Source organism: Stenotrophomonas sp. YJH_SMC_43, from assembly GCF_059372535.1.
In genome coordinates, this window is sequence record NZ_JCAFVQ010000001.1 from 669,602 (window position 1) to 694,794 (window position 25,193).

28 protein-coding genes are annotated in these 25,193 nt (G+C 65.3%); 19 read left to right on the forward strand and 9 right to left on the reverse strand.

Features of this window, described 5'->3' with window-relative positions; all coding sequences use genetic code 11:
* Nucleotides 1-97 precede the first annotated feature (97 nt).
* The 7 genes from AC5QAH_RS03160 to AC5QAH_RS03190 all read left to right on the forward strand — a co-directional run bounded on the left by AC5QAH_RS03160 (nucleotide 98) and on the right by AC5QAH_RS03190 (nucleotide 6,600).
* Complete coding sequence (locus AC5QAH_RS03160) at nucleotides 98-535, forward strand: DUF4189 domain-containing protein (protein WP_224329404.1); 438 nt, start codon at nucleotides 98-100, stop codon at nucleotides 533-535.
* 181 nt (nucleotides 536-716) lie between these two features.
* On the forward strand, nucleotides 717-1,214 hold the full coding sequence (locus AC5QAH_RS03165) for a DUF4189 domain-containing protein (protein ID WP_224328280.1): 498 nt from the start codon (nucleotides 717-719) through the stop codon (nucleotides 1,212-1,214).
* Between the two features lie 424 nt (nucleotides 1,215-1,638).
* Complete coding sequence (locus AC5QAH_RS03170) at nucleotides 1,639-2,061, forward strand: DUF4189 domain-containing protein (protein ID WP_224329403.1); 423 nt, start codon at nucleotides 1,639-1,641, stop codon at nucleotides 2,059-2,061.
* A gap of 530 nt (nucleotides 2,062-2,591) precedes the next feature.
* Nucleotides 2,592-3,035: a DUF4189 domain-containing protein gene (locus tag AC5QAH_RS03175; RefSeq protein WP_495232191.1), complete on the forward strand. Its 444-nt coding sequence runs from the start codon at nucleotides 2,592-2,594 to the stop codon at nucleotides 3,033-3,035.
* 597 nt (nucleotides 3,036-3,632) lie between these two features.
* Entirely contained in the window at nucleotides 3,633-4,169 is a 537-nt protein-coding gene (locus AC5QAH_RS03180) for a hypothetical protein (RefSeq protein ID WP_049455020.1), read from the forward strand.
* 57 nt (nucleotides 4,170-4,226) lie between these two features.
* On the forward strand, nucleotides 4,227-5,234 hold the full coding sequence (locus AC5QAH_RS03185; protein WP_049455025.1) for an XVIPCD domain-containing protein: 1,008 nt from the start codon (nucleotides 4,227-4,229) through the stop codon (nucleotides 5,232-5,234).
* Nucleotides 5,235-5,331: 97 nt separating this feature from the next.
* Nucleotides 5,332-6,600 carry a hypothetical protein gene (locus AC5QAH_RS03190; RefSeq protein WP_380574818.1) on the forward strand — a complete coding sequence of 423 codons (1,269 nt, stop codon included), beginning with the start codon at nucleotides 5,332-5,334 and terminating at the stop codon, nucleotides 6,598-6,600.
* 54 nt (nucleotides 6,601-6,654) lie between these two features.
* On the opposite strand, the gene AC5QAH_RS03195 is transcribed toward AC5QAH_RS03190, so the two are convergent.
* The 3 genes from AC5QAH_RS03195 to AC5QAH_RS03205 are packed head-to-tail and all read right to left on the reverse strand — an operon-like array spanning nucleotide 6,655 to nucleotide 9,334.
* Nucleotides 6,655-7,983 carry an XVIPCD domain-containing protein gene (locus AC5QAH_RS03195; RefSeq protein ID WP_049455016.1) on the reverse strand — a complete coding sequence of 443 codons (1,329 nt, stop codon included), beginning with the start codon at nucleotides 7,981-7,983 and terminating at the stop codon, nucleotides 6,655-6,657.
* The gene (locus AC5QAH_RS03200) at nucleotides 7,980-8,633 is read right to left on the reverse strand and encodes a hypothetical protein (RefSeq protein ID WP_495232090.1); all 654 of its coding nucleotides are present in this window, start codon (nucleotides 8,631-8,633) and stop codon (nucleotides 7,980-7,982) included. The genes AC5QAH_RS03195 and AC5QAH_RS03200 overlap by 4 nt, the downstream gene beginning before the upstream one ends.
* Nucleotides 8,634-8,677: 44 nt before the next feature.
* Nucleotides 8,678-9,334 carry a hypothetical protein gene (locus tag AC5QAH_RS03205; protein WP_049455023.1) on the reverse strand — a complete coding sequence of 219 codons (657 nt, stop codon included), beginning with the start codon at nucleotides 9,332-9,334 and terminating at the stop codon, nucleotides 8,678-8,680.
* A gap of 274 nt (nucleotides 9,335-9,608) precedes the next feature.
* On the opposite strand from AC5QAH_RS03205, the gene AC5QAH_RS03210 reads away from it, so the two are divergent.
* On the forward strand, nucleotides 9,609-10,115 hold the full coding sequence (locus tag AC5QAH_RS03210; RefSeq protein WP_049455014.1) for a GNAT family N-acetyltransferase: 507 nt from the start codon (nucleotides 9,609-9,611) through the stop codon (nucleotides 10,113-10,115).
* A gap of 22 nt (nucleotides 10,116-10,137) precedes the next feature.
* On the opposite strand, the gene AC5QAH_RS03215 is transcribed toward AC5QAH_RS03210, so the two are convergent.
* The 3 genes from AC5QAH_RS03215 to AC5QAH_RS03225 form a co-directional block, all read right to left on the reverse strand.
* Entirely contained in the window at nucleotides 10,138-10,344 is a 207-nt protein-coding gene (locus AC5QAH_RS03215; RefSeq protein WP_005410107.1) for a hypothetical protein, read from the reverse strand.
* A gap of 58 nt (nucleotides 10,345-10,402) precedes the next feature.
* Nucleotides 10,403-10,840 (reverse strand): acetyltransferase, encoded by a 438-nt coding sequence (locus AC5QAH_RS03220; protein WP_010484891.1) that lies wholly within the window; start codon nucleotides 10,838-10,840, stop codon nucleotides 10,403-10,405.
* Between the two features lie 68 nt (nucleotides 10,841-10,908).
* Nucleotides 10,909-11,676: an NAD(P)H-dependent oxidoreductase gene (locus AC5QAH_RS03225; protein ID WP_224328278.1), complete on the reverse strand. Its 768-nt coding sequence runs from the start codon at nucleotides 11,674-11,676 to the stop codon at nucleotides 10,909-10,911.
* A 77-nt stretch (nucleotides 11,677-11,753) separates the two neighbouring features.
* On the opposite strand from AC5QAH_RS03225, the gene AC5QAH_RS03230 reads away from it, so the two are divergent.
* The 5 genes from AC5QAH_RS03230 to AC5QAH_RS03250 all read left to right on the forward strand — a co-directional run bounded on the left by AC5QAH_RS03230 (nucleotide 11,754) and on the right by AC5QAH_RS03250 (nucleotide 15,616).
* Entirely contained in the window at nucleotides 11,754-12,113 is a 360-nt protein-coding gene (locus AC5QAH_RS03230) for a winged helix-turn-helix transcriptional regulator (protein ID WP_010484895.1), read from the forward strand.
* A gap of 76 nt (nucleotides 12,114-12,189) precedes the next feature.
* Nucleotides 12,190-12,714, forward strand: coding sequence for a tRNA adenosine(34) deaminase TadA (gene tadA, locus AC5QAH_RS03235; RefSeq protein ID WP_010484897.1), 525 nt, complete (start codon nucleotides 12,190-12,192; stop codon nucleotides 12,712-12,714).
* 75 nt (nucleotides 12,715-12,789) lie between these two features.
* Nucleotides 12,790-13,362, forward strand: a complete 573-nt coding sequence (gene orn / locus AC5QAH_RS03240) for an oligoribonuclease (RefSeq protein WP_043402905.1) — start codon at nucleotides 12,790-12,792, stop codon at nucleotides 13,360-13,362.
* A gap of 123 nt (nucleotides 13,363-13,485) precedes the next feature.
* The gene (locus tag AC5QAH_RS03245; protein ID WP_109813661.1) at nucleotides 13,486-14,361 is read left to right on the forward strand and encodes an EcsC family protein; all 876 of its coding nucleotides are present in this window, start codon (nucleotides 13,486-13,488) and stop codon (nucleotides 14,359-14,361) included.
* Nucleotides 14,362-14,500: 139 nt separating this feature from the next.
* Nucleotides 14,501-15,616, forward strand: coding sequence for an alkene reductase (locus AC5QAH_RS03250; protein ID WP_224328276.1), 1,116 nt, complete (start codon nucleotides 14,501-14,503; stop codon nucleotides 15,614-15,616).
* A 46-nt stretch (nucleotides 15,617-15,662) separates the two neighbouring features.
* On the opposite strand, the gene AC5QAH_RS03255 is transcribed toward AC5QAH_RS03250, so the two are convergent.
* Complete coding sequence (locus AC5QAH_RS03255; protein ID WP_197602347.1) at nucleotides 15,663-16,556, reverse strand: mechanosensitive ion channel family protein; 894 nt, start codon at nucleotides 16,554-16,556, stop codon at nucleotides 15,663-15,665.
* A gap of 154 nt (nucleotides 16,557-16,710) precedes the next feature.
* On the reverse strand, nucleotides 16,711-19,089 hold the full coding sequence (gene ppsA / locus AC5QAH_RS03260; protein WP_010484907.1) for a phosphoenolpyruvate synthase: 2,379 nt from the start codon (nucleotides 19,087-19,089) through the stop codon (nucleotides 16,711-16,713).
* A gap of 144 nt (nucleotides 19,090-19,233) precedes the next feature.
* Between ppsA and ppsR the strand changes: the two genes are divergently transcribed.
* The 5 genes from ppsR (at nucleotide 19,234) to AC5QAH_RS03285 (ending at nucleotide 23,483) form a co-directional block, all read left to right on the forward strand.
* Nucleotides 19,234-20,055 (forward strand): posphoenolpyruvate synthetase regulatory kinase/phosphorylase PpsR, encoded by an 822-nt coding sequence (gene ppsR, locus AC5QAH_RS03265; RefSeq protein WP_010484909.1) that lies wholly within the window; start codon nucleotides 19,234-19,236, stop codon nucleotides 20,053-20,055.
* Between the two features lie 147 nt (nucleotides 20,056-20,202).
* Entirely contained in the window at nucleotides 20,203-20,712 is a 510-nt protein-coding gene (locus AC5QAH_RS03270; RefSeq protein ID WP_010484911.1) for a DUF1249 domain-containing protein, read from the forward strand.
* A 42-nt stretch (nucleotides 20,713-20,754) separates the two neighbouring features.
* A complete protein-coding gene (locus tag AC5QAH_RS03275; protein WP_019660268.1) occupies nucleotides 20,755-21,243 on the forward strand; it encodes an NUDIX hydrolase in 489 nt (162 codons plus the stop codon).
* Nucleotides 21,244-21,386: 143 nt separating this feature from the next.
* Entirely contained in the window at nucleotides 21,387-22,004 is a 618-nt protein-coding gene (locus AC5QAH_RS03280; protein WP_019660267.1) for a DUF2239 family protein, read from the forward strand.
* Nucleotides 22,005-22,121: 117 nt separating this feature from the next.
* Nucleotides 22,122-23,483, forward strand: coding sequence for an MATE family efflux transporter (locus tag AC5QAH_RS03285; RefSeq protein ID WP_197602346.1), 1,362 nt, complete (start codon nucleotides 22,122-22,124; stop codon nucleotides 23,481-23,483).
* Between the two features lie 81 nt (nucleotides 23,484-23,564).
* On the opposite strand, the gene AC5QAH_RS03290 is transcribed toward AC5QAH_RS03285, so the two are convergent.
* Nucleotides 23,565-24,215 (reverse strand): class I SAM-dependent methyltransferase, encoded by a 651-nt coding sequence (locus AC5QAH_RS03290; RefSeq protein WP_495232091.1) that lies wholly within the window; start codon nucleotides 24,213-24,215, stop codon nucleotides 23,565-23,567.
* A 344-nt stretch (nucleotides 24,216-24,559) separates the two neighbouring features.
* Between AC5QAH_RS03290 and AC5QAH_RS03295 the strand changes: the two genes are divergently transcribed.
* Nucleotides 24,560-25,174: a CDP-alcohol phosphatidyltransferase family protein gene (locus AC5QAH_RS03295; protein ID WP_019338201.1), complete on the forward strand. Its 615-nt coding sequence runs from the start codon at nucleotides 24,560-24,562 to the stop codon at nucleotides 25,172-25,174.
* The last annotated feature ends 19 nt before the right edge of the window (nucleotides 25,175-25,193 follow it).

The following is a 25,193-nucleotide window of genomic DNA, read 5'->3' on the forward strand; positions in this document are numbered from 1 at the left end:
TATGATCATGACTGGTCGGTTGATGCAAGCGGTCATCGCAGCAATGTTCTCTCTAGCATTCTCATCCGCAAGTGCAGAAGGGAACTGCCCTCCCGGTATGTATCCGATTGGAGGGCAGGGAGTACAGGGCTGCGCGCCAATTCCAGGAGCCAGTTCTGGGGGCAGCGCTACGATTCCTACTCCTCCGCCCAGACCATTGGGTGAATGGGTTAAGACCTGGGGCGCACTCGCTGGCTCATCCAGCGGTTCGGAGGGGGGCGCATTTGTAGGTGAACCCAGTGAGCGTGCTGCGAAGGGGACCGCGATTTCGAATTGCGAGAAGAACGGTGGACGTTGCAGGATCGAGTTCACCTACCAGAATCAATGTGTGGCTGCTGTCACCTCGGAACTGGCATCCACCGGTACACAGTACGCCAGTTCGGGGGCGGTGGAGAGCGCCGGGGAGCAGGCCATGCGTGACTGTCAGGCAGCAGGCGGGGCGCATTGCAGGATTATTTACTCGGAATGTTCCGCGCCGGTCTTCCGCAAGTATTGAAAGTGTGTCCAGGCAGCGCTCGGCTGCCTGTGGCTTTAGAGGGCCGTATGTTGGCGCAGGTCGGTAAGCCGCCGTCACTACCTTCAGGTAAATTGCTCGGCAGCCGGGCGAACACAGCTGCTGCCCCCATTCTCAATCTCGTCCTGGATGACTGATGCGGTACTTTGTTGGGATTCTGGCAATGGTGGTTTTGTTCTGGTCCTCGCCGTTAGCGGCTGAAGGCAACTGCCCGTCTGGTTTCTACCCAATTGGCGGGCAGGGTGTCAGCGGGTGCGCTCCGATCCCTGGTGCGGGCAGCGTCTCTTCCCAGCAACAGCTGCCATCGCCCCCACCGCAGCCGACAGGGCGTTGGCATAAGACCTGGGGTGCCGTTGCCATGGGTGAAAAGGGGGATACGGGAGTTGCAAAGCAGAAGTACTCCCGTGAAGAGGCTGAGCAGGAAGCGCTAAGTCAATGTGCGACGTGGGGTGCGCGAAGCTGCGTGGTCAAGATCTCGTATGAGAACCAGTGTGTGGCGATCGCGTCTCCCACGGCCTCCCAGACAGGCGCGCATATCGCGCGTGATGGCATTATTGCCAGAGCAGGTGCTGTAGCGCTCTCGGGTTGCAAGAAGCAGGGGGGTGTCGGGTGTGAGGTTATGTACTCCGAGTGCAGCGATCCCATCTTTGAGAAGTTCTAGAAGCTCTAAAGACTGCAAGATCGATACGACTTATAGAAATCAGTGTGTGGCATATGCTGATCCTGCCCCTGGCAGTAAGGGTACTGCTCGGAACCTGTTTTTGAGTCCTTCTAGCTGAGTCAATTCGGGGTATTCGTGGGTTCGCCGACTCGCCCGGGTCGCAGGGCATCAGTGAGGCTTTCGTTTTGCTGAGTCTTGGCTGACGCACGTATTCAGCCTTATGAGCCGTGGTGCAAAAAAGAGGATTGAGGCTGAGCCCGCGTTTTGTAGCTGCGCTTGGGCCCGTCTTAAAGGTGAGGGTTTCATGCGATCTACTCTATTTAACCTGCTGTCTTTGGGAATCATTGCAGCTTCAGCTTTCTCTGCACGTGCAGAAGGTGGAGCCTGCCCTCCCGGTTACTACCCCGTGGGGGGACAAGGGGCAATGGGGTGCGCACCAATTCCCGGCGCGGCGTCTGGTGGCGCCGCCCAGCAGTCTCCACGTCCTCCTCCGCAACCTACGGGTGAGTGGATCAAGACCTGGGGCGGAATTGCGGTATCCGCCAGCACTTCCGATGCCGGCGTTTCTACGGGGCACCGGTCAAAGAAGGAGGCGGAACGCAAAGCCGTCTCAGAATGTGCTGCCAGTGGAGCAAGCGATTGCAAGGTCAGCATGACCTATTTCAATCAGTGCGTTTCCTGGGTCATCCCGAGCGGAAGGACTGGAAATGGCCTGTCAGGAATTGGCACCGGTCCGACTCCGGGTGATGCCGAGCGGGCTGCTCAGGGAGTCTGCAAGAATGACAAGCCGGGAGCCTGTGCTCCTGTGTATGCAAATTGTACCGAGCCCTTGTTCAGGAATTACTGAAACGGCCGTGCTCGGGATGATTGCATTGACGCGGAGCGCTATTTGTTTGTTGCAATTTGCGCGCACAGAGGTTTGGCTCCGAGAAGCCTCGGGCGCGGCTGCGCTGCTGCAGCTGAGAATGAGGCCGACCCTGACCGCTCTGTTTTGCACGGCGGCGTGTGCAAGGACGTTATGATCTTCCAGGGACATGGCTAGCTTGATGGCATGAGTGGTCGGGTCAACGCGCGGGTTTCGACTGTGCAGGGGCATGTTGGAAGCCTGCTTGGATCTAATGGGTCTGGCGGGGCGTGTATACCCATCGGTACGGCCAGATGGCCATGCTGCAAAAAACTGCTGGATATTCTGGGCCCAGAATTTCATGGCGTGATTGATGTGCTGGTTAAAAATAGTCAACGGGGAGACGCCCCGACCATGGATGCTTGCCTTGGCGCTTGGAGCACGTAATGAAGTGGTTCACTAGGCTGGCTATTCCATCTTTCTTCTTGACTCTGTCTTTTTCCGTGATGGCTGAGGGCAACTGCCCCTCTGGTATGTATCCGATCGGAGGACAGGGAGTACAGGGCTGTGCGCCTATCCCGGGAGCAAACAATGGCGGGGTTACCGCTCCCATTTCGCCGCCACAACCGTCTGGAGAATGGGTCACCACCTGGGGTGCAATTGCCACCTCCAAGCGAACTTCGGATGCAGGTGTATCGACAGGGCAGCGAAGGAAGAGTGGAGCGGAGCAGGAAGCCCTTGGCAAATGTGCTTCCGCGGGTGCGAACGATCGCAAGCTTGTGCTTGCCTACTTCAATCAGTGTGCGGCATGGGTAGTTCCCAGCGGCCGGACAGGTCAGGGTGGCTCTGGCATTGGACGAGGACCGACACTCGACGTGGCGGAGCGCGAAGCTCAGAAAGGCTGCACGAATGATCAAGCCGGGGCACGCGAGGTTTTCTACGCGGATTGCACAGAGCCGATCTTCAAGGCGTATTGATGCTATTGCCCCCCTATGCCTCCGCAACCGTTGGGCGAAGGGTTGACTGGATGGAGAGCCGTTGCCAAATTTCACATGTCCAAATAAATCGAGTCCAGTGAGTGGCAGGCGATAGCTGTCGCCATCAAAAGATGCGTGGTTGAAGGAGCAAAGCGTTGCAAGCCTTCTGTGACCTGTTTCAACCCGTGGGTCACACCTGCGGTGCCATTCTCGGGGACCCACCCAGCTGGGTCCGCATGATCAATTGCGGGGCGCTGACGGGTGGTGCATCCCGAACTTGGATCCATCAGCGTCGATCCCGCTTTTATGTGATCAAGTCCGCTTTTCGCTCCGTTCCCCCTTCGACGACTGAAGCCTCCTCGAAGTAAGCTGCCTGCGCGCCAAAATTCCGGCGCATCAGTGCCATCGAACGCAGGAGCTTTCCCGTCCATGAGGACGCTGACGACCCGCGGTGCGGGTGACGCACCCCCACAACACCACCGCCGCAGGGCCGGGGCTATCATCCGCTCTGGCGGACACCGGGGCCTGCGGCGCACTGCGCGGTGTCCCGGCCGGCGCACGGGTACTGGCAAGACGGGATCGAAGGAGTGGCAGGGGATGCAGAAGGGGAGCGGCACGAACATGGACAATGCGTTGGCGTTCGTGCCGTCCGGCGCGAACCTGCTGGAAGCCGTGCGCGGTGATCTGACCGGCAATGGCATCGACGACCAGTTGCTGGTGATCGATCAGCCCGCCCCCGATGGCCTGGTGCCGGGCGAGCACGGTCCCAACCGGGTGCTGTTGTTGCTGCTGGGCGATGCTGCCGGCCGATGGCAGCTGGCGGCGCGCAACGACAAGCTGGTGCCATGCTCTACCCGCGGCGGCATTGCCGGTGATCCCTTCGCCTACGTGACGATCGAGGATGGCGCGTTCAGCGTGATCACCAACGGCGGCAGCCGCGAGCGCTGGAGCAGCACCTACACGTTCCGCTACGCGCCGTCCGAGCAGGTCTGTTGGGTCCATGGCGTGCAGCGCCGGGTGGTCGACACCGAGACCGAGGCAACCCACACCCGTGACTTCTCGGCGGCCGAGCTGGGTAGGGTACGGTTTGAGGACTTTGACCCGTCCGTGGTTGCCGACGTGAGCTTGCCTTGAGTGCCGCGCCTGTGAGGAGGCAGGAGGACCCCACGATGATCGAGCAGGAGTTTGACCGTGTCGCAGGATAGAGAGTCGCAATTGTTGCGACAGGCCACGGAGGCCGGCATCACCTCGTCCCGGGAACTGGCCAACTTCATGGCGCAGGCCGGGCATGAATCCCGTGGCTTGAGCCGTCTCAACGAGAGTTTCAACTTCACCCGGGGCATCTCGCAGATCCCGGTGGAAGCAGCGTGGCGCAATGGCAACGGTGCGCTGGAGAGTGCCCGCCAGGAAGCGCTGCGTGGCCACCCGGAAAACCTGGCTGAGCTGATGTACGGCGGGCGCATGGGCAACGATGCCCCTGGCGACGCACTGAAGTATCACGGCCGCGGCTATCTGCCGCTGGTCGGCAAGGAGAACTATGAGCGTGCCGGCAAGGCGCTGGAACTGGACCTGGTGAATCACCCGGAACTGGCCGCGCAGCCCGAGCACGCAGGTCGCATTGCCGTGTGGCAGTGGCAGACGCGGGTGCCGGAGGCGGCGCGCGAGGATGTGCGCGAAGCCACGCGTGCCCTGAATGGCGCGCTCAACGGCATCGAAGCCCGCCAGCAGCGTTTTGACGTGTGGCAGCAGAAGCTGACCCCCGATGTGATGGCGCGCCTCGAGCGTGGCGAAGTGGGGGCGCCTGCCCAGCAGGCAACGGGACGCGACATGTCGCAACCGGGCGAGCCGGGATACACGCTGTTCTCGGGAGCGCGCCAGCACCTGCAGCAAATGGGGCCGCAAAGCGGTCTGCGCAGCGTGCAGGAACTGGACAATGCCGCCGGCGCACTGGCGCTCAGCGCGCAGAAGGCCGGAATGTCGCGTATCGATCACCTGTTGGCCGGCAATGACGGTCGCACGTTGTTTGCCGTGCAGGGCGCGCTGGGTGACCCGGCCATGCTGCGCGCATCGGTCGATCGCGAACAGGCGGCGCAGCAGCCACTGGCGCAGAGCAGCCAGCAGTTGGCTACCAGCGTCGCCCAGCAGGACCCGGCGGCTGCGCTTGCCCGCGAGCAGGAGCAGCGTTCTAAATCCCTGTAGCACCTGATGCCTGCGGGCAGGGTGCCCGCAGGCGCTTTACCTACGACGCGTGGCGCCCTGTGGCGCCGACATGGAAACCCACTCGTAAGGACACCACATGCGAATCGTTCCTCAGAATGCCCGGCACGCCGCCGCCCACTGCAGTGCATCCGTGCGCCGCCTGCCGCCGCTCTGGCTGCTGTCACTTGGACTCGCCGCAGCGTCGGCACAGGCTCAGGAGGCCGCAGCACCCCTCGTGGAGACGCCCCCCGCTGCCGAGGCGGCCGTTGACGCGCCTGCAGGGACGACGCACGTTGCAGCACCCACGGCGGCCGAAGCTGTTGCCGCGGCACCGGCTCCCAAAGTGCCGGCTGCCGTGACACCTCCTGTGACACCTGTGGTGGACGCGCAGCCGGCGCCGGCTGCGGACCCGGCGCCTGCGCCCGTTGCGCCCGCAGCGGCGGCGCCTGTGGCTGCACCGCCTGCCGTCGTCGAGCCAGCCGTCCCGGCGGTAGCTCCCGCGCCACCCGCCTTGGTCATCGTGCCGTTGCAGCCCGAGCAGGCCACCGAGCGCGCGCTTGGCGCCCGTTGCCCGGTGGATCTGGCCGGGCGGCTGGCGACCCAGGGCGAGCTGCTGATCGGCGCCTGCCAGGGCAGGATGCCGGCGCATCTGGCCGCGCTGCTGGTCGCGCTGCCCCAGCAGGACATCCACCTGCCGCGCAGCTGGCGCGAGCGTGAGGTGCAGCAGAAGGCGTGGTTCAAGGCGGTGCCGGGCTACGGCCAGCGCCCGGACTTCATCGTGCGGATGGGCGACATCTGGGTGCGCTCGCTGGAAGGGCGCGACGCCGACAGCACGTTCTATCTGGTGTCAGCACCGTTCACCTGCAGCGACCAGGTCGCCAACCGCGATGAGTACGGCGCGGAGCCGGTCCGCGTGCCAGCGGGTGATTGCCGCGAGGCCTACGTGGCCCAGCGTGTGTACCAGGTCCGCGGGGACGCGGCGCCGAGGGATGTGACCGCCGATGCCATGCCGGCCATGCCCCCGGTCACGGAGGCCGATCGTGCGCGTCAGCTGTCGCGTAAGGGACGGATCAGCTTGGACCATAGCAAGTTGCAGTACGGCCCGGCCATGCGCTGGTTCGTGCAGTACCCGGAGTCTGCGCAGAAGGGCGGTCCGCGCGCCTACGGTGACTGGAACCGCGAGCACATCGCGTTCGTGGTCTGGACGGGGGATCGCTTCGAGCTGCGTGAGAAGGTCGCGCGGGCGCAGTGGCCCTGTGACCCGGTAGCGCCGGGCGATCGCGCCTGTGGTGGCTTCCCGGATTCCGGGCCGGATCTGTTCGTAACCGCCGGTGCGTCGGCGCCGGTCGCGGCCTCCAGCCCCTGACGCGCGATGCTGAAGTAAAGCGGGAGCCGGAATGACCGGCTCCCGCGCTGTTCATCAGGCCTGCATGCTGCGGGTCTGGTTCTGCTGTTGTTCCAGTTGCTGATCGCGGTCCTGTGCCAAGCGCTGTCCCGCGGCTTGCTGATCAATCCGCTGGCTGCTCTGCTCCAGCGGCGTGTTCATTGCCACCGCCGTGTCCACCGACACGCGCAGGTGTGCCGGGTCGCCGCCCTGGCCCTGCACGGCGAAGCTGCGTGAGGCGTCGGCATTCATCACCACCTCGTCGATGCGCTTGCCGCCTGCAGCGTGCATCTCCGCCGCCAAGCTACCGGCCAACTGCGTACTCATCACATCCGGCACGCGGCCGACGCGAACGTCCTGCGCATGCACGCCGCGGATCGCATCGTTGAACAATGGGTTGCCCAGGTGATTGGCATCGTCCATGCGCAGCATGCTGGTGTGATGGCCGTTCTTCTCCGCTTCGCGGCGTGCCGGTTCACCGGGCTGCAGCGGGCCGCGGATGTGGTCGTACAGATCGATGGCACCGCCCGGGATGCCCCGTGCCGCGCGGGTGACGCCGCGACGCAGTGACTCGACGTCGTCGCGGTACTCCTCGATCATCCTGGCGTTGTCTTTTGCCAGCTTCTGCGTTTCCGGGTGTTTCAGAACCGAGCCGTCGCCGAGGAAGTTGCCCAGCTTGTGCGCGCCGAAGGAGCTGGTGGCCGCGATGATCGGGCGGTCTGGGATCAGGTCACGCAGGGGGTGATTGCTGAAGCCGTTCGCTGCCAGCGTCTTGATCTCATCGGGCTTGGCATAGACGCGCACCTGGCCGAAGTGCGGCGAGGCAGCGCTGACCGGATCGGAGGCCATGACATGGTTGATCATGGTGTTGCCGCCTTCCGGAATGCGGTAGCTGAGGCTGACCGCGCCGTAGGCGTTGAAGGTCTCGCCCTTGACGTTGAAATGGTGCGAGGTGATCTGGGCGAGGGCGCCGCCGAGGGAGTGGCCTGTGACGGTGACCTGGGGGGCAGGTCCGCCGCTCAAGCGGGACTGAAGTGCGGCGCCTTCAATTGTCCTCTGCGTCAATGCGATCGCGTCAGGTGCCTGGACATTGGTGCGTGCAACCACCATTCCGCCATCGGTCAGAATCGCGTCGCGGGCGATCTGCTCGGTGCCACGATGGGCAATGACGATCTCTTTGGTGTCTACGCGCTGATAGACGGTGCCCTGATAGCCGTTGAGACGATTGTTGACATGCTCAAGTATCTTGTACTCATGGCCGTTTAACGTGACTTTTTCTTCTTGGCCGGGTTCACGTCGGCCGACGGCCCGATCCTTGTAGGCGTCATTGGATAACGCGGCGTAGTCCTGAGAGGTGACGGTCACGGCGCCACCTCACTTGCGGAGAGGGTGATCGTAAACAGCTTGTCCTGCAGATCAGGGGCGTAGTTGCTGCGATCGGGCTCGCCACTGGCTGGGAAGTTGGGAACGCGATCTGCCTTCGGATAGACCAGATCCGGATAGTAGAGCGTATGGCCGCCACCTTCGGTCAGCGGCTTGGCGTCGACGAAAGTGAGGAAGCGGGTCTCTTCTTCGGCACCCGTCGCCTTCAGCATTGCCCCGGCACCGGTGAACTCCCACTTGCAGACGCCACGACCGTAGTAGTCTTCATCCAGCATGCGGTCCACATACAGCGTGCCGCGGTACTCACCATCAGCGACCTTGCGCAGCTCCACCGGCTCCTGGCTGGTGATGCGTGCCGCCGTACCGGTGGCCGGCTCGATGTGGCCGCACTGGTCTTCGTTGGTGACGTCGTACTGGGCCACGCCTTCGACCACCGCGAAATCGCCCGGGGCGTCCTTCAGGCGCAGCACCAGCTCATAGGCCTTGCGCGGGCTGGGGTTGAGCTTGGCGAGGCCACGCCCACCCTGGGCGACATCGGCTTCAGCAGCGGCACGTTCCTGGTTCATGGCGGTCTCCGGGTTGCAGGCGGTCAATAGAAGCAGAGCAAGGCACGGAATCATCTTGTGGCGCAATGTCGGCCTCCTTTGGGGGTAGAGGTAAATGTGACACTGGCAGTTCATGGCACAAGCTTCTGCACAGTAGTGGTGGTTGAGAACAGCGCATTGCGCAGCTCTTCTTTGTACGCTGAAGGATCTTCCTTGCCGCTCGCTCCGTATCCGGTGATCTCTTCGATCCGCGGGTAGTCGGCGCGTGGGTAGTACCGTGTCAATTGGCTCCCCGCGTCCATGCGCTTCTTGTCGATGAACGTCAGGAATCGCGTATCCGCCTTGCCGTTCGTGGCGCGCAACATCGCACCGACACCTGTCAGCGACCAATGGCAGACGCCACGCCCGTAGTAGTCCTCGTCCAGCATGCGGTCCAGGTAGAACGTGCCGCGGTATTCGTGCTCGCCGACCTTGTGCAGGGTGACGGGCTCCTGGCTGGTGATGCGGCCTGCAGTGCCCGTTGCAGGCACGATCCGTCCACAGTCTGCGTAGTTGCTGGCGTCGTACTGGGCCGAGCCCTCAACAATCGCGAACGGGCCCGGCGCGTCCTTCAGTGTCAGCACCAGCTCGTAGCCCTGCTGCGGTGACGGGTTGAGCTTGGCCATGCCGCGTCCACCTGCGGCAACGTCACGCTCTGCGTCCGCGTAAGGCGAGCAGGCCGTCAGTGCCAGCAAGAGGCCCATCGGTACCAGATGGCGTCCCTTGCGTGTCGGCATGGCTACATCCATGGCGGCATCCTGCATCGTGCGTCCGTGTCCATATATCCTTCCCTGGTGACAGGTTTATCGATTATGGAGTGTTCTGGAAACCTGGCGCCAGCTAGGGCAAGGCGTGGGTGACGGAATTTTGACGCATTCAGCGTTCGGCGGCGTCGCCGAATCGATTGCGGCACAGGCGATTCGAGGTTCTCGGAGCCATTACGCTTCACGTTCTGTATTTCGCCATATATTTGTGACGTCAATCGCTAATTCACGCGACTCTCACGCAAGCGAACATTACGCCATGAACTACACCATCCGTGCCGAAGCCATTGATGATCATGCCACCCTCCGTGCGCTCACCGAGGCCGCATTCCGGGATGCTGCGCACAGCAGCCATACCGAGCAGTTCATCGTCGACGCCCTGCGCGCCAGCGGGCAGCTGAGCGTTTCGCTGGTGGCCGAGATGGACGGGAAGGTGATCGGCCATGTGGCGGTGTCGCCGGTGACGATCAGCGATGGCAGCACGGGCTGGTTCGGCCTGGGGCCGATCTCGGTTTTACCCGCGTGGCAGGGGCAGGGCATCGGTGCGGCCCTGATGCACGCCGCACTTGAAGCACTGCGTCAGCAGGGTGCACATGGCTGTGTATTGCTGGGCGAGCCGGCCTATTACGGTCGCTTCGGCTTCCGTGCCGAGCCGGGCCTGGTCCTGCCGGGTGTGCCTGCAGAGTACTTCCAGGCACTTTGCCTGCAGCCTCCGCTGGCACAGGGCGAGGTGCAGTACTCTCCGGCCTTCGAGGCGACGGCCTGATCCGGGCCTGGCACGTTCCGGCTCAGGGCGCCCGCCAGACAGTCGGTTCGGGTTGCGGCTTCGGAATGCGGTAGCCGCCGATGTGTTCAAGCAGTTCGTTGGTACGGCGCTGCTCGACCAGTACCTCACGCAGCAGGTTGCGCACGGCGAAGATGGCGAACGGCACCAGGATCCAGACCAGGCTGATGCCCAGCGCAAACAGGGTCAGCAGGGCTTTTGCACCATCCATGCACGGCGTTCCTTGGTCGAAAGCAGCCACGCTAGCACGTGGCCGCTGCCGACGGATGTCAGCCGTTATGCCGAAGATGGATGAGCGGATACGGACGGCCTTGCGAATCGAGCGGTGAGCGGCCGCTTTCGACGAAGCCCATGCGCAGGTAGAAGCCGACGGCCTGTGCGTTCTGTTCGTTGACGTCAGTGCTCAGCTGCGGATGCTGGGCAAGTGCATGTTGCAGCAGTTGCCGGCCGATCCCGGTGCCACGTACGTCGGGATCGATGAACAGCGCTTCCATGTGCGTGCCGTCGATCAGCATGAAGCCCAGCGGCCGATCCTGTGCATCGACAGCAACGGTCATCGGCGCCTGCGGCAGGAAACCGGCCACTTCGGCATCGATGGCCTGGCGGTCTTCGGCACTGAGGAAGTCGTGGGTGGCGTCGACGGCGCGACGCCAGAGGTCGACAAGGGCGGCGCCGTCGTCGGCGCGAGAGGGGCGCAGGGTGGTCATGGGTTCACCAAGGTGCTTCGGAAGAGTGCGAAGTATGAGGCTTTCCGGTAGCGCCTGCAGGCGAAGATTCATCCCGCGTCGCGGTGGCGGATGAAGGGGCTGTGCGCAGTCGCGTCCGCGCGCAGCACCACCCCATCCTCGAAGTCATCGCTGTCGTTGAAGGGCACAATTGGCCACTGCCGCCAGTGCGTCAGTCGCTCGCGGTAGGAGAGGGTGGCTGCAACCAGTGCTTCGTCGTGGGCCTGCACGCGTTCCGCTGCAAGCCCGGAACGCACGCCATGCACCACGCATGGCTCCATCACCTCGAAGCCGACGTAGCGCAGGCTGTACATCAACGGCCACAGCAGCAATCGGGTGTCGCCTTCGCGGCCGTCCACCGCGCATGCCCGTGCCGATGAACCGGTGGTGACGCTCAGCAATGCACGCTTGCCCTGCATCACGCCATGTTCGTGGCGCTGACGGCTGTTGTACATCGGCCCATATACCAGCACGCGGTCCAGCCAGCCCTTGAGGATGGCTGGCGCCGCGAACCACCACAGCGGGAACTGCAGGATCACCAGGTCTGCGACCCGCAGCAGGTGCAGGTGACGTCGCACATCGGCGGGCAACTGCTCCAGTTCGGCGCTGTGGCGTTGTTCGCGCTGGGCATCGAAGCGCTCGGGCTGCAGGCGCCGTGGATGGTGCCAGGCCGCTTCCAGCGGATCGAAGCCTTCCGCATACAGGTCGACCACATCCACCTGCGAGTGGTCGTGCCTCAGCTGCTCGGCCGCCTGCGCGGCGAGGTTGGCATTGAAGGAGCGGGGTTCGGGGTGGGCAAGCAGGATCAGGGCGCGCATGGGCGAGGTGTTCGAGGAGTGTGCGACCATCCTCGCGGTGCCGGCATGCCCCGGCAATTACGCACCTTGAGGTAACCATGGCCTATCCGGGCGATGTCTATGCCGCCGATTGCTCGGCGCGCGATGCGCTGGCGCTGATCTCCGGCAAGTGGGTGATGCTGCTGCTGCCGGCATTGGCGCAGGGCCCGCTTCGCAACGGCGCGTTGCTGCGGAAGATCGAAGGCATCTCGCAGAAGGTGCTGACCCAGACTCTGCGACAGCTGGAGCGCAATGGGCTGGTCGAGCGGTGTGACCGGGGCAGCAAACCGCTGCATGTCGAGTACCGCCTGACCGAGGTCGCGCACGGTCTGGTCGAGACGTTGTCCGCCCTGGACCGCTGGGCGGAGCACAATTTCCCGGCGCTGGATGCGGCCCGCGAGCGCTTCGACGCGCGCTAGCGGCGCCTGTACGGCCCGGGGCGTACAATGCGGCCCCGGCCGGCCATCCTGGCCCTGCACACACGCGAGAACCGCCATGACCGACGCCCTGGGCGTGCCGGTGCACGACACCGATGAACACTGGATGCGCCACGCGCTGGCGCTGGCCGAGCGCGCGCAGCGCGAGTTCGACGAAATTCCGGTCGGAGCCGTGCTGGTGGGTGCCGATGGCCAGCTGCTGGGGGAGGGCTGGAACCTCAACATCGCCTCGCACGACCCCAGCGCGCACGCCGAGATCGTGGCGATGCGGGCCGGCGGAAAGCTGCTGGCGAACCACCGCCTGCTCGGCAGCACGCTGTATGTGACCCTGGAGCCGTGCGCGATGTGCGCGATGGCGATCGTGCATGCACGCGTCGCCCGTCTGGTCTACGGCGCCAGTGACCCCAAGACGGGCGCCTGCGGCAGCGTGTTCGACCTCATTGGCGACGCCCGCCACAACCATCGCGTCGAGATTCACGGCGGGGTGCTGGCCAAGGAAGCCAGTACACGCCTGACCAATTATTTCCGCGCCAAACGTGGCAAGCCGCCGCTGCTGCTGGAAGACCACGCCGGCGAGGGCTGAGGGGCGAACGGGTATGATGGGCGCCTCTTTTCATTACCGGTGGGCCGCGCGCCTGCCCAGCAACGAGGCGACACAATGGCGGACACCGGCGCGGCCAACGAACGACTGATCTGGATCGACCTGGAAATGACCGGGTTGGACACCGACAACGATTCGATCATCGAGATCGCCACCGTGGTCACCGATGCCCAGCTCAACGTGCTGGCCGAGGGCCCTGAATTCGCCATCCATCATCCGCTGGAAACGCTGGAAGCGATGGACGAGTGGAACCGCAACCAGCACCGTCGTTCGGGCCTGTGGCAGCGCGTGGTGGACAGCACCACCACGCTGGCCCAGGCCGAGGCGCAGACCGTGAACTTCCTGGCGCAGTGGATTCCGGCCGGCCTGTCACCGATGTGCGGCAACTCGATCTGCCAGGACCGCCGCTTCCTGCACCGCCAGATGCCGCGCCTGGAGAAGTACTTCCACTACCGCAACCTGGACGTGTCCACGGTGAAGGAACTGGCCAAGCGCTGGGCGCCGACCGTGGCCGCCGGCGTCGGCAAGAACAGCAACCACACCGCGCTGAGCGACGTGCACGACTCGATCGCCGAGCTGCGCCACTACCGCCAGTTCATGGGGGCGCTTTCCGGCCTTTCGACGCCTTGATCGGTAGTGCCGGCCGCTGGCCGGCAACGCCGGGGGCGGATGCCTTTCCAGCGGAAAGGGCTCTGACCCCTCTGTCGTGCCCCGCGACGAACCGTTCAACTCCCTGGCGCTAAGATCGGCGCCATGAACGAGCCCATCCTGCTCCCCCGCGACATCGCCCACGACGCCCGCGACTGGTCCGACCTGCAGCGGGCGGTGGCGCTGCTGGAGGCGCCGACCCTGACCGCGCGCATGGCCAACCTGGTTGGCACGCCGCTGGAGTTCGCGGTGAAGGCGCTGCCCAGTTCGGTCTCCAACCGCATCCACGGTGCGGTGCAGGCGGCGCTGACCAAATCGGCGCAGGCCGCGCTGTGGAGCATGGACAACACCCCGGGCAAGGGGGCCTCCACCCGCTGGCACAAGCTGGCGGCGGCCACCTCCGGCGCGGTCGGCGGGGCATTTGGCTTTGCGGCCTTGTTCATCGAGCTGCCGGTGTCGACCACCATCATGATGCGCGCGGTGGCCGACGTGGCCCGCAGCGAGGGCTTTGACCTGTCCGGGTTCAGCACCCGCCAGGCCTGCCTGGAGGTGTTCGCGCTGGGTGGCAACTCGCCGCGCGATGACGCCAGCGAGACCGGCTACTACCTGGCCCGCGGCTTCACCACCGACGTGATGCGCCACCTGTCGGCCGAATTGGCCGGGCGCGTGGTGACCGGCCGCGACCTGACCCTGGGCGTGGCGCCGAAGGAGGCCGGCAAGCTGCTGGCGAAGATGGTGGAGAAAGTGGCGGCGCGTTTCGGCGTGGTGGTCACCGAGAAATTCGCTGCGCAGGCGGTGCCGATTGTCGGTGCCGCTGCAGGTGCAACGCTCAATACCATGTTCACCGACTACTACCAGGACATGGCGCGCGGTCACTTCATCGTGCGCCGGCTGGAGCTGAAGTACGGGGAAGACGTGGTGCGCACCTGCTATGACCGCGTGGCGCATGGCGCGGTAAAGATCGAACCCCGCCTGGAGTAGATCCACGCCATGCGTGGATGAGCCTTCATGCCGGGCCATCCTTGCCTGCCGGGCACAACTGTTTTGCCACAACACGCCTGTTGCCTTTCGCAGGCGGTCCCCATTCTTGCTGGCACTCCCCCCGCAAGAGATGTCCGCCATGTTGTTCACCTCCCACCGTCTGGGCCCGCTGACCCTGCCCAACCGGATCGTGATGCCGCCGATGACCCGCTCGCGTGCGGCTGCCGGCAACGTTGCTACCGCCGAGATGGCGACCTACTACGCGCAGCGTGCCGGTGCCGGCCTGATTGTCAGTGAAGGCACCCAGATCAGCCCGCAGGGCCAGGGCTATGCCTGGACGCCGGGCATCCACAGCCCCGAACAGGTAAAGGGCTGGCGGCAGGTGACCGATGCGGTGCACGCCGCCGGTGGCCGCATCTACGCGCAGTTGTGGCACGTCGGCCGCGTCTCGCATGTGGCCCTGCAGCCCGATGGCGCAGCGCCGGTGTCTTCCTCGGCATTGCTGGCCGATGGCGTGAAAGTGTTCGTCGACCCGACAGGGGCAGGTCCCGAAGCCGGCGTCGGCGAGATGATCCAGCATTCGATGCCGCGTGCGCTGCGCGAAGACGAGATTCCGGGCATCGTCGCCGATTACGCGCAGGCCGCCCGCAATGCGCTGGAGGCGGGCTTCGACGGCGTCGAACTGCATGGCGCCAATGGCTACCTGATCAACCAGTTCATCGACTCGCAGGCCAACCAGCGTACCGATGGCTATGGCGGTTCGCTGCAGAACCGGCTGCGCTTCCTGCGCGAGGTCGTGCAGGCGGTGGTCGCAGTAGCCGGTGGTGACCGCGTTGGCGTGCGCTTGGCGCCGCTGACCACGCTGCAAGGGGCGGTGGACGATACGCCGCAGGCGACCTATCTGGCTGCCGCACACCTGCTCGGTGAGATGGGGGTGGGCTACCTGCACATTGCCGAAGCGGATTGGGATGATGCGCCGCTGATGCCGGTGGCGTTCAAGCAGGCGCTACGCATGGTCTACCCGGGCACGCTGATCTACGCCGGCAAGTACACCGCCGAGCGCGCCGGGCAGGCGCTGGCCGAAGGCTGGGCCGATCTGATCGGTTTCGGCCGGCCGTTCATTGCCAACCCGGACCTGCCTGAGCGCCTGCGTGCGGGTGCAGAACTGAATCCGCCGGATCGCGCCACATTTTTCGGTGGTGGTGCGAAGGGTTTCACCGATTACCCGGCGCTGGAAGAGGCCGCCGAGGCCTGATGCCCATCGGTGGGTGCCGACCGTTGGTCGGCACTCCCGGGTTGGATCAGGGCTTGTCGCGCACCAGCGCGTCCGCTTCGACCACGCCGCCATCCTTGCCATGCAGGTACAGGTGCATGTCCTGCTGCGGGTACGGGATGTTGATGCCGGCCTTGTCATAGCCCAGCTTCAGCTGTTCCAGCAACGTGACTTTGGTACCGAACCAGTCGGCCGACTTCACGTAGCAGCGGATGCCGAGGTTGATCGCGTGCGCGCCGAGTTCGTATACCACCACGTCCGGTGCTGGCGTCTGCAGCACGCGCGGGTCGGCCTTCATCAGCGCCAGCGCGGTGTCGCGTGCCAGCTGGATGTTGTCTTCGTAGCCGATGCCGATCACCAGTTCGACGCGGCGCGTCGGTTCGGCGGTGAGGTTGATGATCGGCGCGGCGGTGATCAGTGTGTTCGGAATGGTGGTGTGCTGGTTGTCGGCGCCGGTAAGCACGGTCTGGAAGATGCGCACTTCGCGCACGGTGCCGGTCTGGCCGGCCACGGTGACCACATCGCCCACGCGGAACGGTCGCAGCGTCACCAGCATCACGCCCGAGGCGATGTTGGACAGCGAATCCTTCAATGCCAGGCCGACCGCCAGGCCAGCGGTGCCGAGCACGGCCAGCAGCGGGGTGATCTGCACGCCCAGCGTGCCGATCGCCAGCACCACTACGATCACAATCGATGCGGCATACACCACGTTGCGCAGAAAGCTGCCGAGCATCGGATCCACGCCCATGCGCGCGGTCGCCCGTGGCATTGCATTGGATAGACGTCGTGCCACCCACAGGCCGACCAGCAGCACCACGATCGCGGCCAGCAACGGTACGCCGTAGGTTTCCAGCAGGCGCTCCCAGTCGAGCGAGTGGAACCAGGGCGTTGCGGCGGGCGAGGGCGGTGCGGCGGCGATCATGCGGAAATTCCTTTGCTGCTGCGGGACAGGTGCGAGGTACGCGTGGCGTGCAAGGACGCCAGAAACAGCAAGCCCCGCAGAGGCGGGGCTTGCGTGCAGCAGCAGTATCGGCTGACGCCGATGAACACGACGTCAGCCTGCGGCCTTTACGGCATCAGCCGTTGGCCTTCAGCTTGGCCAGGCGCAACCAGGTATCGACCACGGTGTCCGGGTTCAGCGACACCGACTCGATGCCTTCCTGCATCAGCCACTCGGCCAGATCCGGGTGATCGGACGGGCCCTGGCCGCAGATGCCGACATACTTGCCCTTGGCACGTGCTGCCTTGATCGCCATCGACAGCAGCTTCTTCACTGCCGGGTTACGCTCGTCGAACAGGTGCGCGACGATCGACGAGTCACGGTCCAGGCCCAGGCTCAGCTGGGTCAGGTCGTTGGAGCCGATCGAGAAGCCGTCGAAGATTTCCAGGAATTCATCGGCGAGCAGTGCGTTGGACGGCACTTCGCACATCATGATGATCTTCAGGCCGTTCTCGCCCTGCTTCAGGCCGTTCTGTTCCAGCACCTCGATGACCTTGCGGCCTTCTTCCAGGGTGCGCACGAACGGAATCATGACCCACAGGTTGTCCAGGCCCATTTCGTTGCGCACGCGCAGCACGGCCTTGCACTCCAGCGCGAAGGCGGCCGAGAAGCTCGGGTCGACGTAACGGCTGGCGCCGCGGAAGCCGATCATCGGGTTCTCTTCGTGCGGCTCGTAGTTGCTGCCGCCGATCAGGTTGGCGTACTCGTTGGACTTGAAGTCCGACAGGCGCACGATCACCGGGTTCGGCGCGACCGAAGCAGTGAGGGTGGCGATGCCTTCGGCCAGGCGGTCCACGTAGAAGCTGACCGGATCACCGTAGCCGGCGATCTTCTCGTCGATCTTCTTCTTGGTCGCGGCATCCTGGCGGTCGTATTCCAGCAGCGCGTTCGGGTGGATGCCGATGTGGCTGGCGATGATCATTTCCAGGCGGGCCAGGCCGATACCTGCGTTCGGCAGCTGGCCGAAGTCGAAGGCACGTTCCGGGTTGGCCACGTTCATCATGATCTTCAGCGGTGCCGGCGGCATGTTGCCCAGATCGGTGGTGGTGCGCTCGAAGCCGAGCTTGCCCTCGTAGATGAAGCCGGTATCGCCTTCAGCGCAGCTGACGGTGACCAGCTGGCCATCTTCGATGACCTTGGTGGCGTTGCCCGAACCGACCACGGCCGGCACGCCCAGCTCGCGCGCGATGATCGCGGCGTGGCAGGTACGGCCACCGCGGTTGGTGACGATGGCCGAGGCGCGCTTCATCACCGGCTCCCAATCGGGATCGGTCATGTCGGCGATCAGCACGTCGCCCGGCTGCACGCGGTTCATGTCGTCCAGCGTCTTCACCACGCGGGCCACGCCCGAGCCGATCTTGGCACCGACGGCACGGCCTTCGGCCAGCACGTTGCCGCCCTTTTCGGTCAGCGCGAAGCGCTCGATCTGGGTGGCGTGGCTGCGCGACTTCACCGTTTCCGGGCGCGCCTGCACGATGAACAGCTTGCCGCTGACACCGTCCTTGGCCCACTCGATGTCCATCGGGCGGCCGTAGTGCTTTTCGATGACCAGCGCCTGCTTGGACAGTTCCTGCACGTCCTCGTCGCTGATCGAGAAGGTGTTGCGCAGTTCGGCCGGGGTGTCCTCGATCTTCACGCGCTCGCCGGGGACGTCCGAATACACCATGCGGATCGCCTTGCTGCCGAGCGAGCGGCGCAGGATCGCCGGCTTGCCGGCCTGCAGGGTGGGCTTGTAGACGTAGTACTCGTCCGGGTTGACCGCGCCCTGCACGACCATTTCGCCCAGGCCGAACGAAGAGGTGACGAACACCACGTCGCGGAAGCCGGACTCGGTGTCCAGGGTGAACAGCACGCCGGAGGAACCGACGCCCGAACGCACCATCAGCTGCACGCCGGCGGACAGGAACACGTCCTCATGCTTGAAGCCGTGGTGCACGCGGTAGGCAATGGCACGATCGTTGTACAGCGAGGCGAACACTTCCTTGACCTTGTGCACGACGTCGTCGGCACCGGTGACGTTGAGGAAGGTTTCCTGCTGGCCGGCGAAGGACGCATCCGGCAGATCCTCGGCGGTGGCCGACGAACGCACGGCCACGGCCACGTCGCCGCCGCCATTGTCAGCGCTCAGCTTGGCGTAGGCGGTGCGGATGTCCTGGTCCAGCTGCGGCTGCAGCGGCGCGTCGATCACCCAGCTGCGGATCTCCTTGCCCGCGGCGGTCAACGCGTTGACGTCCTCGACGTCCAGCGTGGCCAGCTTGTCGAAGATGCGCTTGGACAGGTCGTTGTGCGCGATGAAGTCCTTGAAGGCTTCAGCGGTGGTCGCATAACCTCCGGGAACGGAGACGCCCAGACCGGCCAGATTGCCGATCATCTCGCCCAGCGAGGAATTCTTGCCGCCTACGCGGGCCAGGTCGGCCAGACGCAGTTCGTGCAACCACAGGATGTTCTCGTTCAAGCGCGATGCTCCGTTTGGCCATCGCCCGAGGCGGGCTGAGTGGCCGCGTCCGTAGGAAGAAGCCGATATGATGCCGGGCAGACCGCTGTCGACACAAGCTTGTGTTGGCGGCCCTTTTAGGCTTCGTAGGGGGTAAAAGCGCGCATGTCGACCATCCGTCCGGTGTTCTACGTTTCCGATGGAACCGGTATCACCGCTGAAACCATTGGGCATAGCCTGCTGACCCAGTTCTCCGGGTTCAGCTTCATTACCGACCGGATGTCGTTTGTCGACGACCCCGAAAAAGCCCGGGAAGCCTGTTCCCGGATCCAGGCGGCGGGGGAGCGGTACCAGGTCCGGCCGATCGTGGTGAACTCCTGCGTGGACCAGAGCCTGAGCCTGATCCTGGCCGACAGTGGTGCCCTGATGCTGGACGTGTTCGCGCCGTTCATCGAGCCGCTGGAGCGTGAGTTGTCCAGTTCGCGCGTGAACCGTGTGGGCCAGGCCCATGGCATGGTCGACTTCGATACCTACCACCGCCGCATCAACGCGATGAACTTCGCGCTGACCCATGACGACGGTATCGCGGTGAATTACGACGACGCCGACGTGATCCTGGTGGCGGTGTCGCGCGCCGGCAAGACACCCACCTGCATCTACCTGGCCCTGCATTACGGGGTGCGCGCGGCCAACTACCCGCTGACCGACGAGGACCTGGAAAGCGACCGCCTGCCGCCACGGCTGCGCAACTACCGGCGCAAGCTGTTCGGCCTGACCATCGACCCGGACCGCCTGCAGCAGATCCGCCAGGAGCGCCGCCCGAACTCGCGCTACGCCAACCTGGATACCTGCAAGCGCGAGGTGGCCGCGGCCGAGGTGATGTTCCAGATGGAGCGGATCCCGACCCTGAGCACCACCCATACCTCGATCGAGGAGATTTCCAGCAAGGTGCTGGCCACGCTGGGGCTGCAGCGCGAGCTGTATTGAGGCGCGCGCCACGACCAACGGTCGTGGCCTACCGATGCTGCGGGAAACCCTCGTGCGTGGTGGGTATCGACCGGTGGTCGATACCGGGCCCCTTTGGCCGGGGCGATCCCGCCCCCACGTTGAAGCACCAACGTGTAGGATCGACCCATGGCCCGAGCCTTGCCCCGCACCGAACGCATTCCCCGCCTGAGCCGGCTGAGCTGGCTCATGGGCCTGTACGCGGAAAACTACCGCCACCTGGTGCGCCTGTTCGAACCGGCCGGACTGGTGGCGGGCAGCTACATTTCCTCGATCGGCGACGGCCTGGATGTTCGTCTGGACGTGATCGAGTGCCACCGTTACACGGTGGAACTGCGCCTGACCTACGACCTGGCCGACCCGGTCACCGGAGAGCCGGACCCGTCGGCCTATGTGCGGCTGTACCGTGACGCCCGCCAGGCCGAGACCACCCACTGCTACGTGGGCCGCCGCTGGCAGGACACGATGGGCCTGTATCCGCCGCCGGCGGAGCTGATCAGCCATCGCATGCGGATGAACACCTTCCTCGGCAAGTGGCTGGAATACCTGGCCGAGCGCGGCCACGGCGTCGCCACCCTGCGCCGTGATCCCGATGGTGCCGGCACGCCCACTGAGCGCCGCCTGTCGCTGGTGCGCTGATCGGCCATAATCCATGGCTGACCTGCCGCTGGATGCTGCCCCATGCCGTATACCCCGATCGTCGCCACCCTGGGCTACGTGCTGTCGCCCGATCGTCGCCAGGTGCTGATGATCCATCGCAATACCCGCCCCGGTGACCATCATCTGGGCAAGTACAACGGGCTGGGTGGAAAGATCGAGGCGGACGAGGATGTGGCCGCCAGCATGCGCCGCGAGATCCAGGAAGAGGCCGGTATCGACTGCACCAGCATGCGCCTGCGCGGCACCCTCAGCTGGCCGGGTTTCGGCAAGCACGGCGAGGACTGGCTGGGCTTCGTGTTCGTCATCGATGGATTCGAGGGCACCCCGCACGGCGGCAACCACGAGGGCACGCTGGAGTGGGTGGACCTGGACAAGCTGGACACGCTGCCGATGTGGGAGGGCGACCGCAACTTCCTGCCGCTGGTGTTCGATACCGACCCTCGCCCGTTCCACGGCGTGATGCCGTACAAGGACGGCCGCATGGTGAGCTGGTCCTTCAGCCGTCTGTAACCTGGCGAATCGTGTGGGTGCCACCCATTCCGGTGGGGGCCAACCGTGGTTGGCACGCTCTTCTGGTTGATTAATGCCCGGGTAATATTGACGGCCGCAAATTACCCGGGCAATATTGGCGCATCGCCTCTGATGCCATTGCCATGCCTGCGTCCCGACTCCCTCCCTTCAGTTGCTTCGACGGCCATCGCCTGGTCGCTTCCGGTACCCCGGAGGTGGCGGCGCTGGCGCTGAAACAGCTGCGCGCCGGCAACGCTGCCGGACCGCTGCTGGTGTTCGACAACGCTACCGGCCGCACCCGTGATTTCGATACGCGTGGTAGCGACGCAGAACTGCTGGCGCGGGTCATCGAAGCGTTTCCCGCCGCCGTCGAGGCGGATGCCGACATCACTGCCGAAGATGTGCCGGCAACCCCGCGCGGCCGTGGCCGCCCCAAGCTGGGCGTGGTTGCCCGCGAGGTGACGTTGTTGCCGCGCCATTGGGCGTGGCTGACCGAACAGCCGGGTGGCGCCTCCGTGGTTCTGCGCAGGCTGGTGGAGGCGGCCAGCCGTGCCGGTGCGGACAAGGACCAGCAGCGCCGCCACAGCGAGCGTGCCTATCACTTCCTGCAGACCATCGCCGGCGACCTGCCGGGTTTCGAGGAGGCGATCCGTGTCCTGTTCGCGCACGACCGGGCGGGCCTGGAAATGGCGTTGCGCAGCTGGCCCGAGGACGTGCGCAACCACGCCCTGCGCCTGGCATTCGAGAGCGCCGACGGCTGAGCCATCGCGCCGTCGTTGAGCGGCGGCGCCACCTGATCGCGGGCCACGGCCCGCTTCCCCTGTGCGTGCTTTGCTGGCGGAAACGCCGGGCAGGGCAGCCCTTGCCCAGAGAGTCCCATGACCCCCCCTGTACATCCGACACCCCCGGCCGCACCACCGCTGTGGCGCACCTACTTGGCCCTGCTGCTGCCGATGCTGCTGACCAATGCGCTGCAGCTTGCCGCAGGCACGCTGGACAACATCTACCTCGGCCATCTGCTGGGGACGCAGGCGGTGGCTGCCGCCGCAGCGTTCTTCCCGGTCTTCTTCCTGCTGTTGGCCCTGGTAATGGGCCTGGCGACCGGTGCGATGGTGCTGATCGGCCAGGCCTGGGGCGCGGGCCGGCCGCAGCAGGCGCGCGCTGTGGCTGGCAGCGCGGTGGCGCTGATCCTGCTCATGTCGGTGCTGGTGATGGTCGTGGGCGGCGGTTTCGCTCCAGAGCTGCTGGTGGCACTCGGTACGCCGGCCCCGATCCTCGGCGAATCCATCGTCTATGCCCGTATCCTGCTGCTGGCGGTACCGGTGTTCTTCCTGCTGTGGCTGGCCACTGCGGTGAGCCGCGCGGTGGGCGATGCGAAGACGCCGCTGCATGCGCTGCTGCTGGCCACGGTGGTCGGCCTGCTGTGCACGCCGCTGCTGATCCTGGGCTGGGCCGGCCTGCCGCAGCTGGGCGCAGCCAGTGCGGCAGTCTCGGCGGCGCTCGCCTCGCTGCTGGCCCTGGCCTGGCTGATGTGGCGGTGGCAGCGGATGGGGCACCCGTTGGCACCGGGGCATGAGTTGCTGCGAGCGATCCGTTTCGATGGAGCACTCATCCGTCCGATGCTACGCATCGGCGTACCGTCCTCGCTGCAGATGCTCAGTCTGGCCGTGGCCGAGATCGTGCTGCTGGGCTGGATCAATCGCCACGGCTATACCGCCACGGCCGCCTACGGCGCGGTCAATCAGTTGATGAGCTGGGTGCAGCTGCCTGCGATGTCGCTGGGCATCACCGCCACCATCCTCGCCGCGCATGCGCTGGGGGCGGGATGTACGGCACGGCTGCCCGCCATCGCCCGCACCGGCGTGCTGCTTGGACTGGCGATACTGAGCGGGGTGGTGATGCTGGTTGTGGCGCTGGCGCCCTGGTTGACTGGCCTGATCCTGGCGGCGACCGACGTGCGCGAACTGGCCACGCAGCAATTGCGCACCGTGGTGTGGGGCGTGCTGGCGATGGGAGGCAGTGCGGTGCTGGTCGGAGTGATGCGAGGCGGTGGCACGGTGTTGTTGCCGGCGTTGCTGGGCATGGCGGCCGTATTGCTGCTGGAGCTGCCACTGGCGATGTGGCTGCAGTCCCGGCACGGACTGGCCGGGCTGTGGTGGGCGTGGCCGCTGGGGTTGCTGGCCATGCTGGTGATGCAGGTGCTCTGTTTTGCTCGCTGGAGGCGGGTGCAGGCTGGGTAGTGCCGGCCGCTTGCCGGCAATCCGGAATCGTCGGGGCAGCCGGCCAGCGGCCGGCTCTACCACTCGGTCAGGCGGGCAGCTTCAGCGCCGCTGTGCCAACAGCAGGTGGAAGTGCTTTTCGCGGGTCTGGCCGTCATTGCCGGCCGCGGATTCCCGGTGGCTGCGCCAGGCCGAGACACGGAAGCCCGATACCCGCAGTGCGAGCTCCACCGCGTCCAGCTCATGCAGCTGGAAGTCGGCAGCGAATGGCAGGCTGCGCATGAAGCTGGCGTCGCCAAAGGCCAGGCACAGGCGGCCGCCCCGGCGCAGTACCCGCGCCAGTTCGTCCAGCACCGGGGCCAGGTTCGGCCAGAAGTACAGGGTGTTGACCGCCAGCGCGGCATCCATCGCGGCATCGGCGACCGGCAGCGCATGGGCGTCGCCGTGCCGCATCGCCGCACGCTCGGCCAACCCGACGCTGGCCAGCCGCTGGTTGCCGGCCTCGACCATGGCGGTGGACAGCTCGATGCCCAGATAGTGGCTGCCGGTGGCCTGCAGCATCAGCGGCGCGAAGGCCGCATTGCCCGGGCCGACCTCCAGGACCTGTTCACCGGCGCCGACGGCCAGCAGTCCGATCGCGGCCAGGTTGAGTGCGCCGTTGCTGCGGTTCATCGAGACGGCGACCGCCAACGCGGCCTCGCCATGGGGCTGCCGCAGTTGTGCGGCCAGGGTGGGAGCATCCAGCATCATCATCGTCCATTACAGAGTTTCGGACGTGGCGGCGGCGGGTCCGCCGGTGACCATAGCGCCGACCTTGTGGCTTGGGAAGTAGGGAAACCCCGATGCAGGGTGATGAGGAAATGTCCAACGTCGCAGTCGGTGAGATCTGGTTGTCCACAGGGGGTGTGGATTACGCGTGGGCAACTTTGTGGATAAGCCGCGACAGGCGCCACCCCCCTAGGCTGTCAAGATGGGTGGCGAAAAATTCACCGCTGGTGAGGGCAGGTGAGGGAGCGGTGAAGGCTGGGTCCTGCCAGCGCTGTCGCCAGTGGCGGCGCTCGCGGTAACCTGTGGGCCTTGATGCTCCGTGAGACCCCATGAAACGTCACTTCTCGATGCTGCGCGAATTCCAGCTGGCCGACTGGTTCACCCTGGCCAATGCTTTCTGCGGCACCGGTGCGGTCTTTGCCGCGATGCGCTTCCTGCAGGACGGCGAGCGCGGCTACCTGCTGTTCGGCATGGCGTTGATCCCGCTGGCTTTCATCTTCGATGCGCTCGACGGGCGCATCGCGCGCTGGCGCAAGTCCAGCTCTACCCTGGGTCGCGAGCTGGACTCGCTGTCCGACGTGATCTCCTTCGGCGTGGCGCCGGCGGCGCTGGCCTATGCCTGCGGCATGCAGGGCGGCTGGGACTGGCTGGTGCTGAGCTACTTCGTCTGCTGCGGCGTCAGCCGCCTGGCGCGCTACAACGTCACCGCCGAGGCGCTGGCCGGCGACGAGGGCAAGGTCAGGTTTTTCGAGGGCACTCCGATCCCGACCAGCCTGGTGCTGGTGATCGTGCTGGCGATCGCCGCCGGTACCGATGCCATCGGCCAGGACCTCTGGTTCGGCCAGTGGCAGATCGGTCCGTGGCAGCTGCACCCGATGGTGCTGCTGTTCGCCCTGTCCGGGTCGCTGATGATCAGCAAGACCCTGCGCATTCCCAAGCCATGAGCCAGCCCTGCGGAGGCCT

Bases quoted from the DNA above. Each gene is read 5' to 3' on its own strand.
- AC5QAH_RS03220 (WP_010484891.1), bottom strand. From the start codon at position 10,840: ATGACCACCCTGCGCCCCTCTCGCGCCGACGACGGCGCCGCCCTTGTC.
- AC5QAH_RS03290 (WP_495232091.1), bottom strand. From the start codon at position 24,215: ATGATGATGCTGGATGCTCCCACCCTGGCCGCACAACTGCGGCAGCCC.
- AC5QAH_RS03180 (WP_049455020.1), top strand. From the start codon at position 3,633: ATGCAGAAGGGGAGCGGCACGAACATGGACAATGCGTTGGCGTTCGTG.
- ppsR (WP_010484909.1), top strand. From the start codon at position 19,234: ATGTCGACCATCCGTCCGGTGTTCTACGTTTCCGATGGAACCGGTATC.
- AC5QAH_RS03165 (WP_224328280.1), top strand. From the start codon at position 717: ATGGTGGTTTTGTTCTGGTCCTCGCCGTTAGCGGCTGAAGGCAACTGC.
- AC5QAH_RS03210 (WP_049455014.1), top strand. From the start codon at position 9,609: ATGAACTACACCATCCGTGCCGAAGCCATTGATGATCATGCCACCCTC.
- AC5QAH_RS03205 (WP_049455023.1), bottom strand. From the start codon at position 9,334: ATGGATGTAGCCATGCCGACACGCAAGGGACGCCATCTGGTACCGATG.
- AC5QAH_RS03230 (WP_010484895.1), top strand. From the start codon at position 11,754: ATGGCCTATCCGGGCGATGTCTATGCCGCCGATTGCTCGGCGCGCGAT.
- orn (WP_043402905.1), top strand. From the start codon at position 12,790: ATGGCGGACACCGGCGCGGCCAACGAACGACTGATCTGGATCGACCTG.
- AC5QAH_RS03255 (WP_197602347.1), bottom strand. From the start codon at position 16,556: ATGATCGCCGCCGCACCGCCCTCGCCCGCCGCAACGCCCTGGTTCCAC.
- tadA (WP_010484897.1), top strand. From the start codon at position 12,190: ATGACCGACGCCCTGGGCGTGCCGGTGCACGACACCGATGAACACTGG.
- AC5QAH_RS03175 (WP_495232191.1), top strand. From the start codon at position 2,592: ATGTATCCGATCGGAGGACAGGGAGTACAGGGCTGTGCGCCTATCCCG.
- AC5QAH_RS03225 (WP_224328278.1), bottom strand. From the start codon at position 11,676: ATGCGCGCCCTGATCCTGCTTGCCCACCCCGAACCCCGCTCCTTCAAT.
- AC5QAH_RS03170 (WP_224329403.1), top strand. From the start codon at position 1,639: ATGGGGTGCGCACCAATTCCCGGCGCGGCGTCTGGTGGCGCCGCCCAG.
- AC5QAH_RS03245 (WP_109813661.1), top strand. From the start codon at position 13,486: ATGAACGAGCCCATCCTGCTCCCCCGCGACATCGCCCACGACGCCCGC.
- AC5QAH_RS03285 (WP_197602346.1), top strand. From the start codon at position 22,122: ATGACCCCCCCTGTACATCCGACACCCCCGGCCGCACCACCGCTGTGG.
- AC5QAH_RS03275 (WP_019660268.1), top strand. From the start codon at position 20,755: ATGCCGTATACCCCGATCGTCGCCACCCTGGGCTACGTGCTGTCGCCC.
- AC5QAH_RS03280 (WP_019660267.1), top strand. From the start codon at position 21,387: ATGCCTGCGTCCCGACTCCCTCCCTTCAGTTGCTTCGACGGCCATCGC.
- AC5QAH_RS03190 (WP_380574818.1), top strand. From the start codon at position 5,332: ATGCGAATCGTTCCTCAGAATGCCCGGCACGCCGCCGCCCACTGCAGT.
- AC5QAH_RS03295 (WP_019338201.1), top strand. From the start codon at position 24,560: ATGAAACGTCACTTCTCGATGCTGCGCGAATTCCAGCTGGCCGACTGG.
- AC5QAH_RS03215 (WP_005410107.1), bottom strand. From the start codon at position 10,344: ATGGATGGTGCAAAAGCCCTGCTGACCCTGTTTGCGCTGGGCATCAGC.
- AC5QAH_RS03250 (WP_224328276.1), top strand. From the start codon at position 14,501: ATGTTGTTCACCTCCCACCGTCTGGGCCCGCTGACCCTGCCCAACCGG.
- AC5QAH_RS03160 (WP_224329404.1), top strand. From the start codon at position 98: ATGTATCCGATTGGAGGGCAGGGAGTACAGGGCTGCGCGCCAATTCCA.
- AC5QAH_RS03270 (WP_010484911.1), top strand. From the start codon at position 20,203: ATGGCCCGAGCCTTGCCCCGCACCGAACGCATTCCCCGCCTGAGCCGG.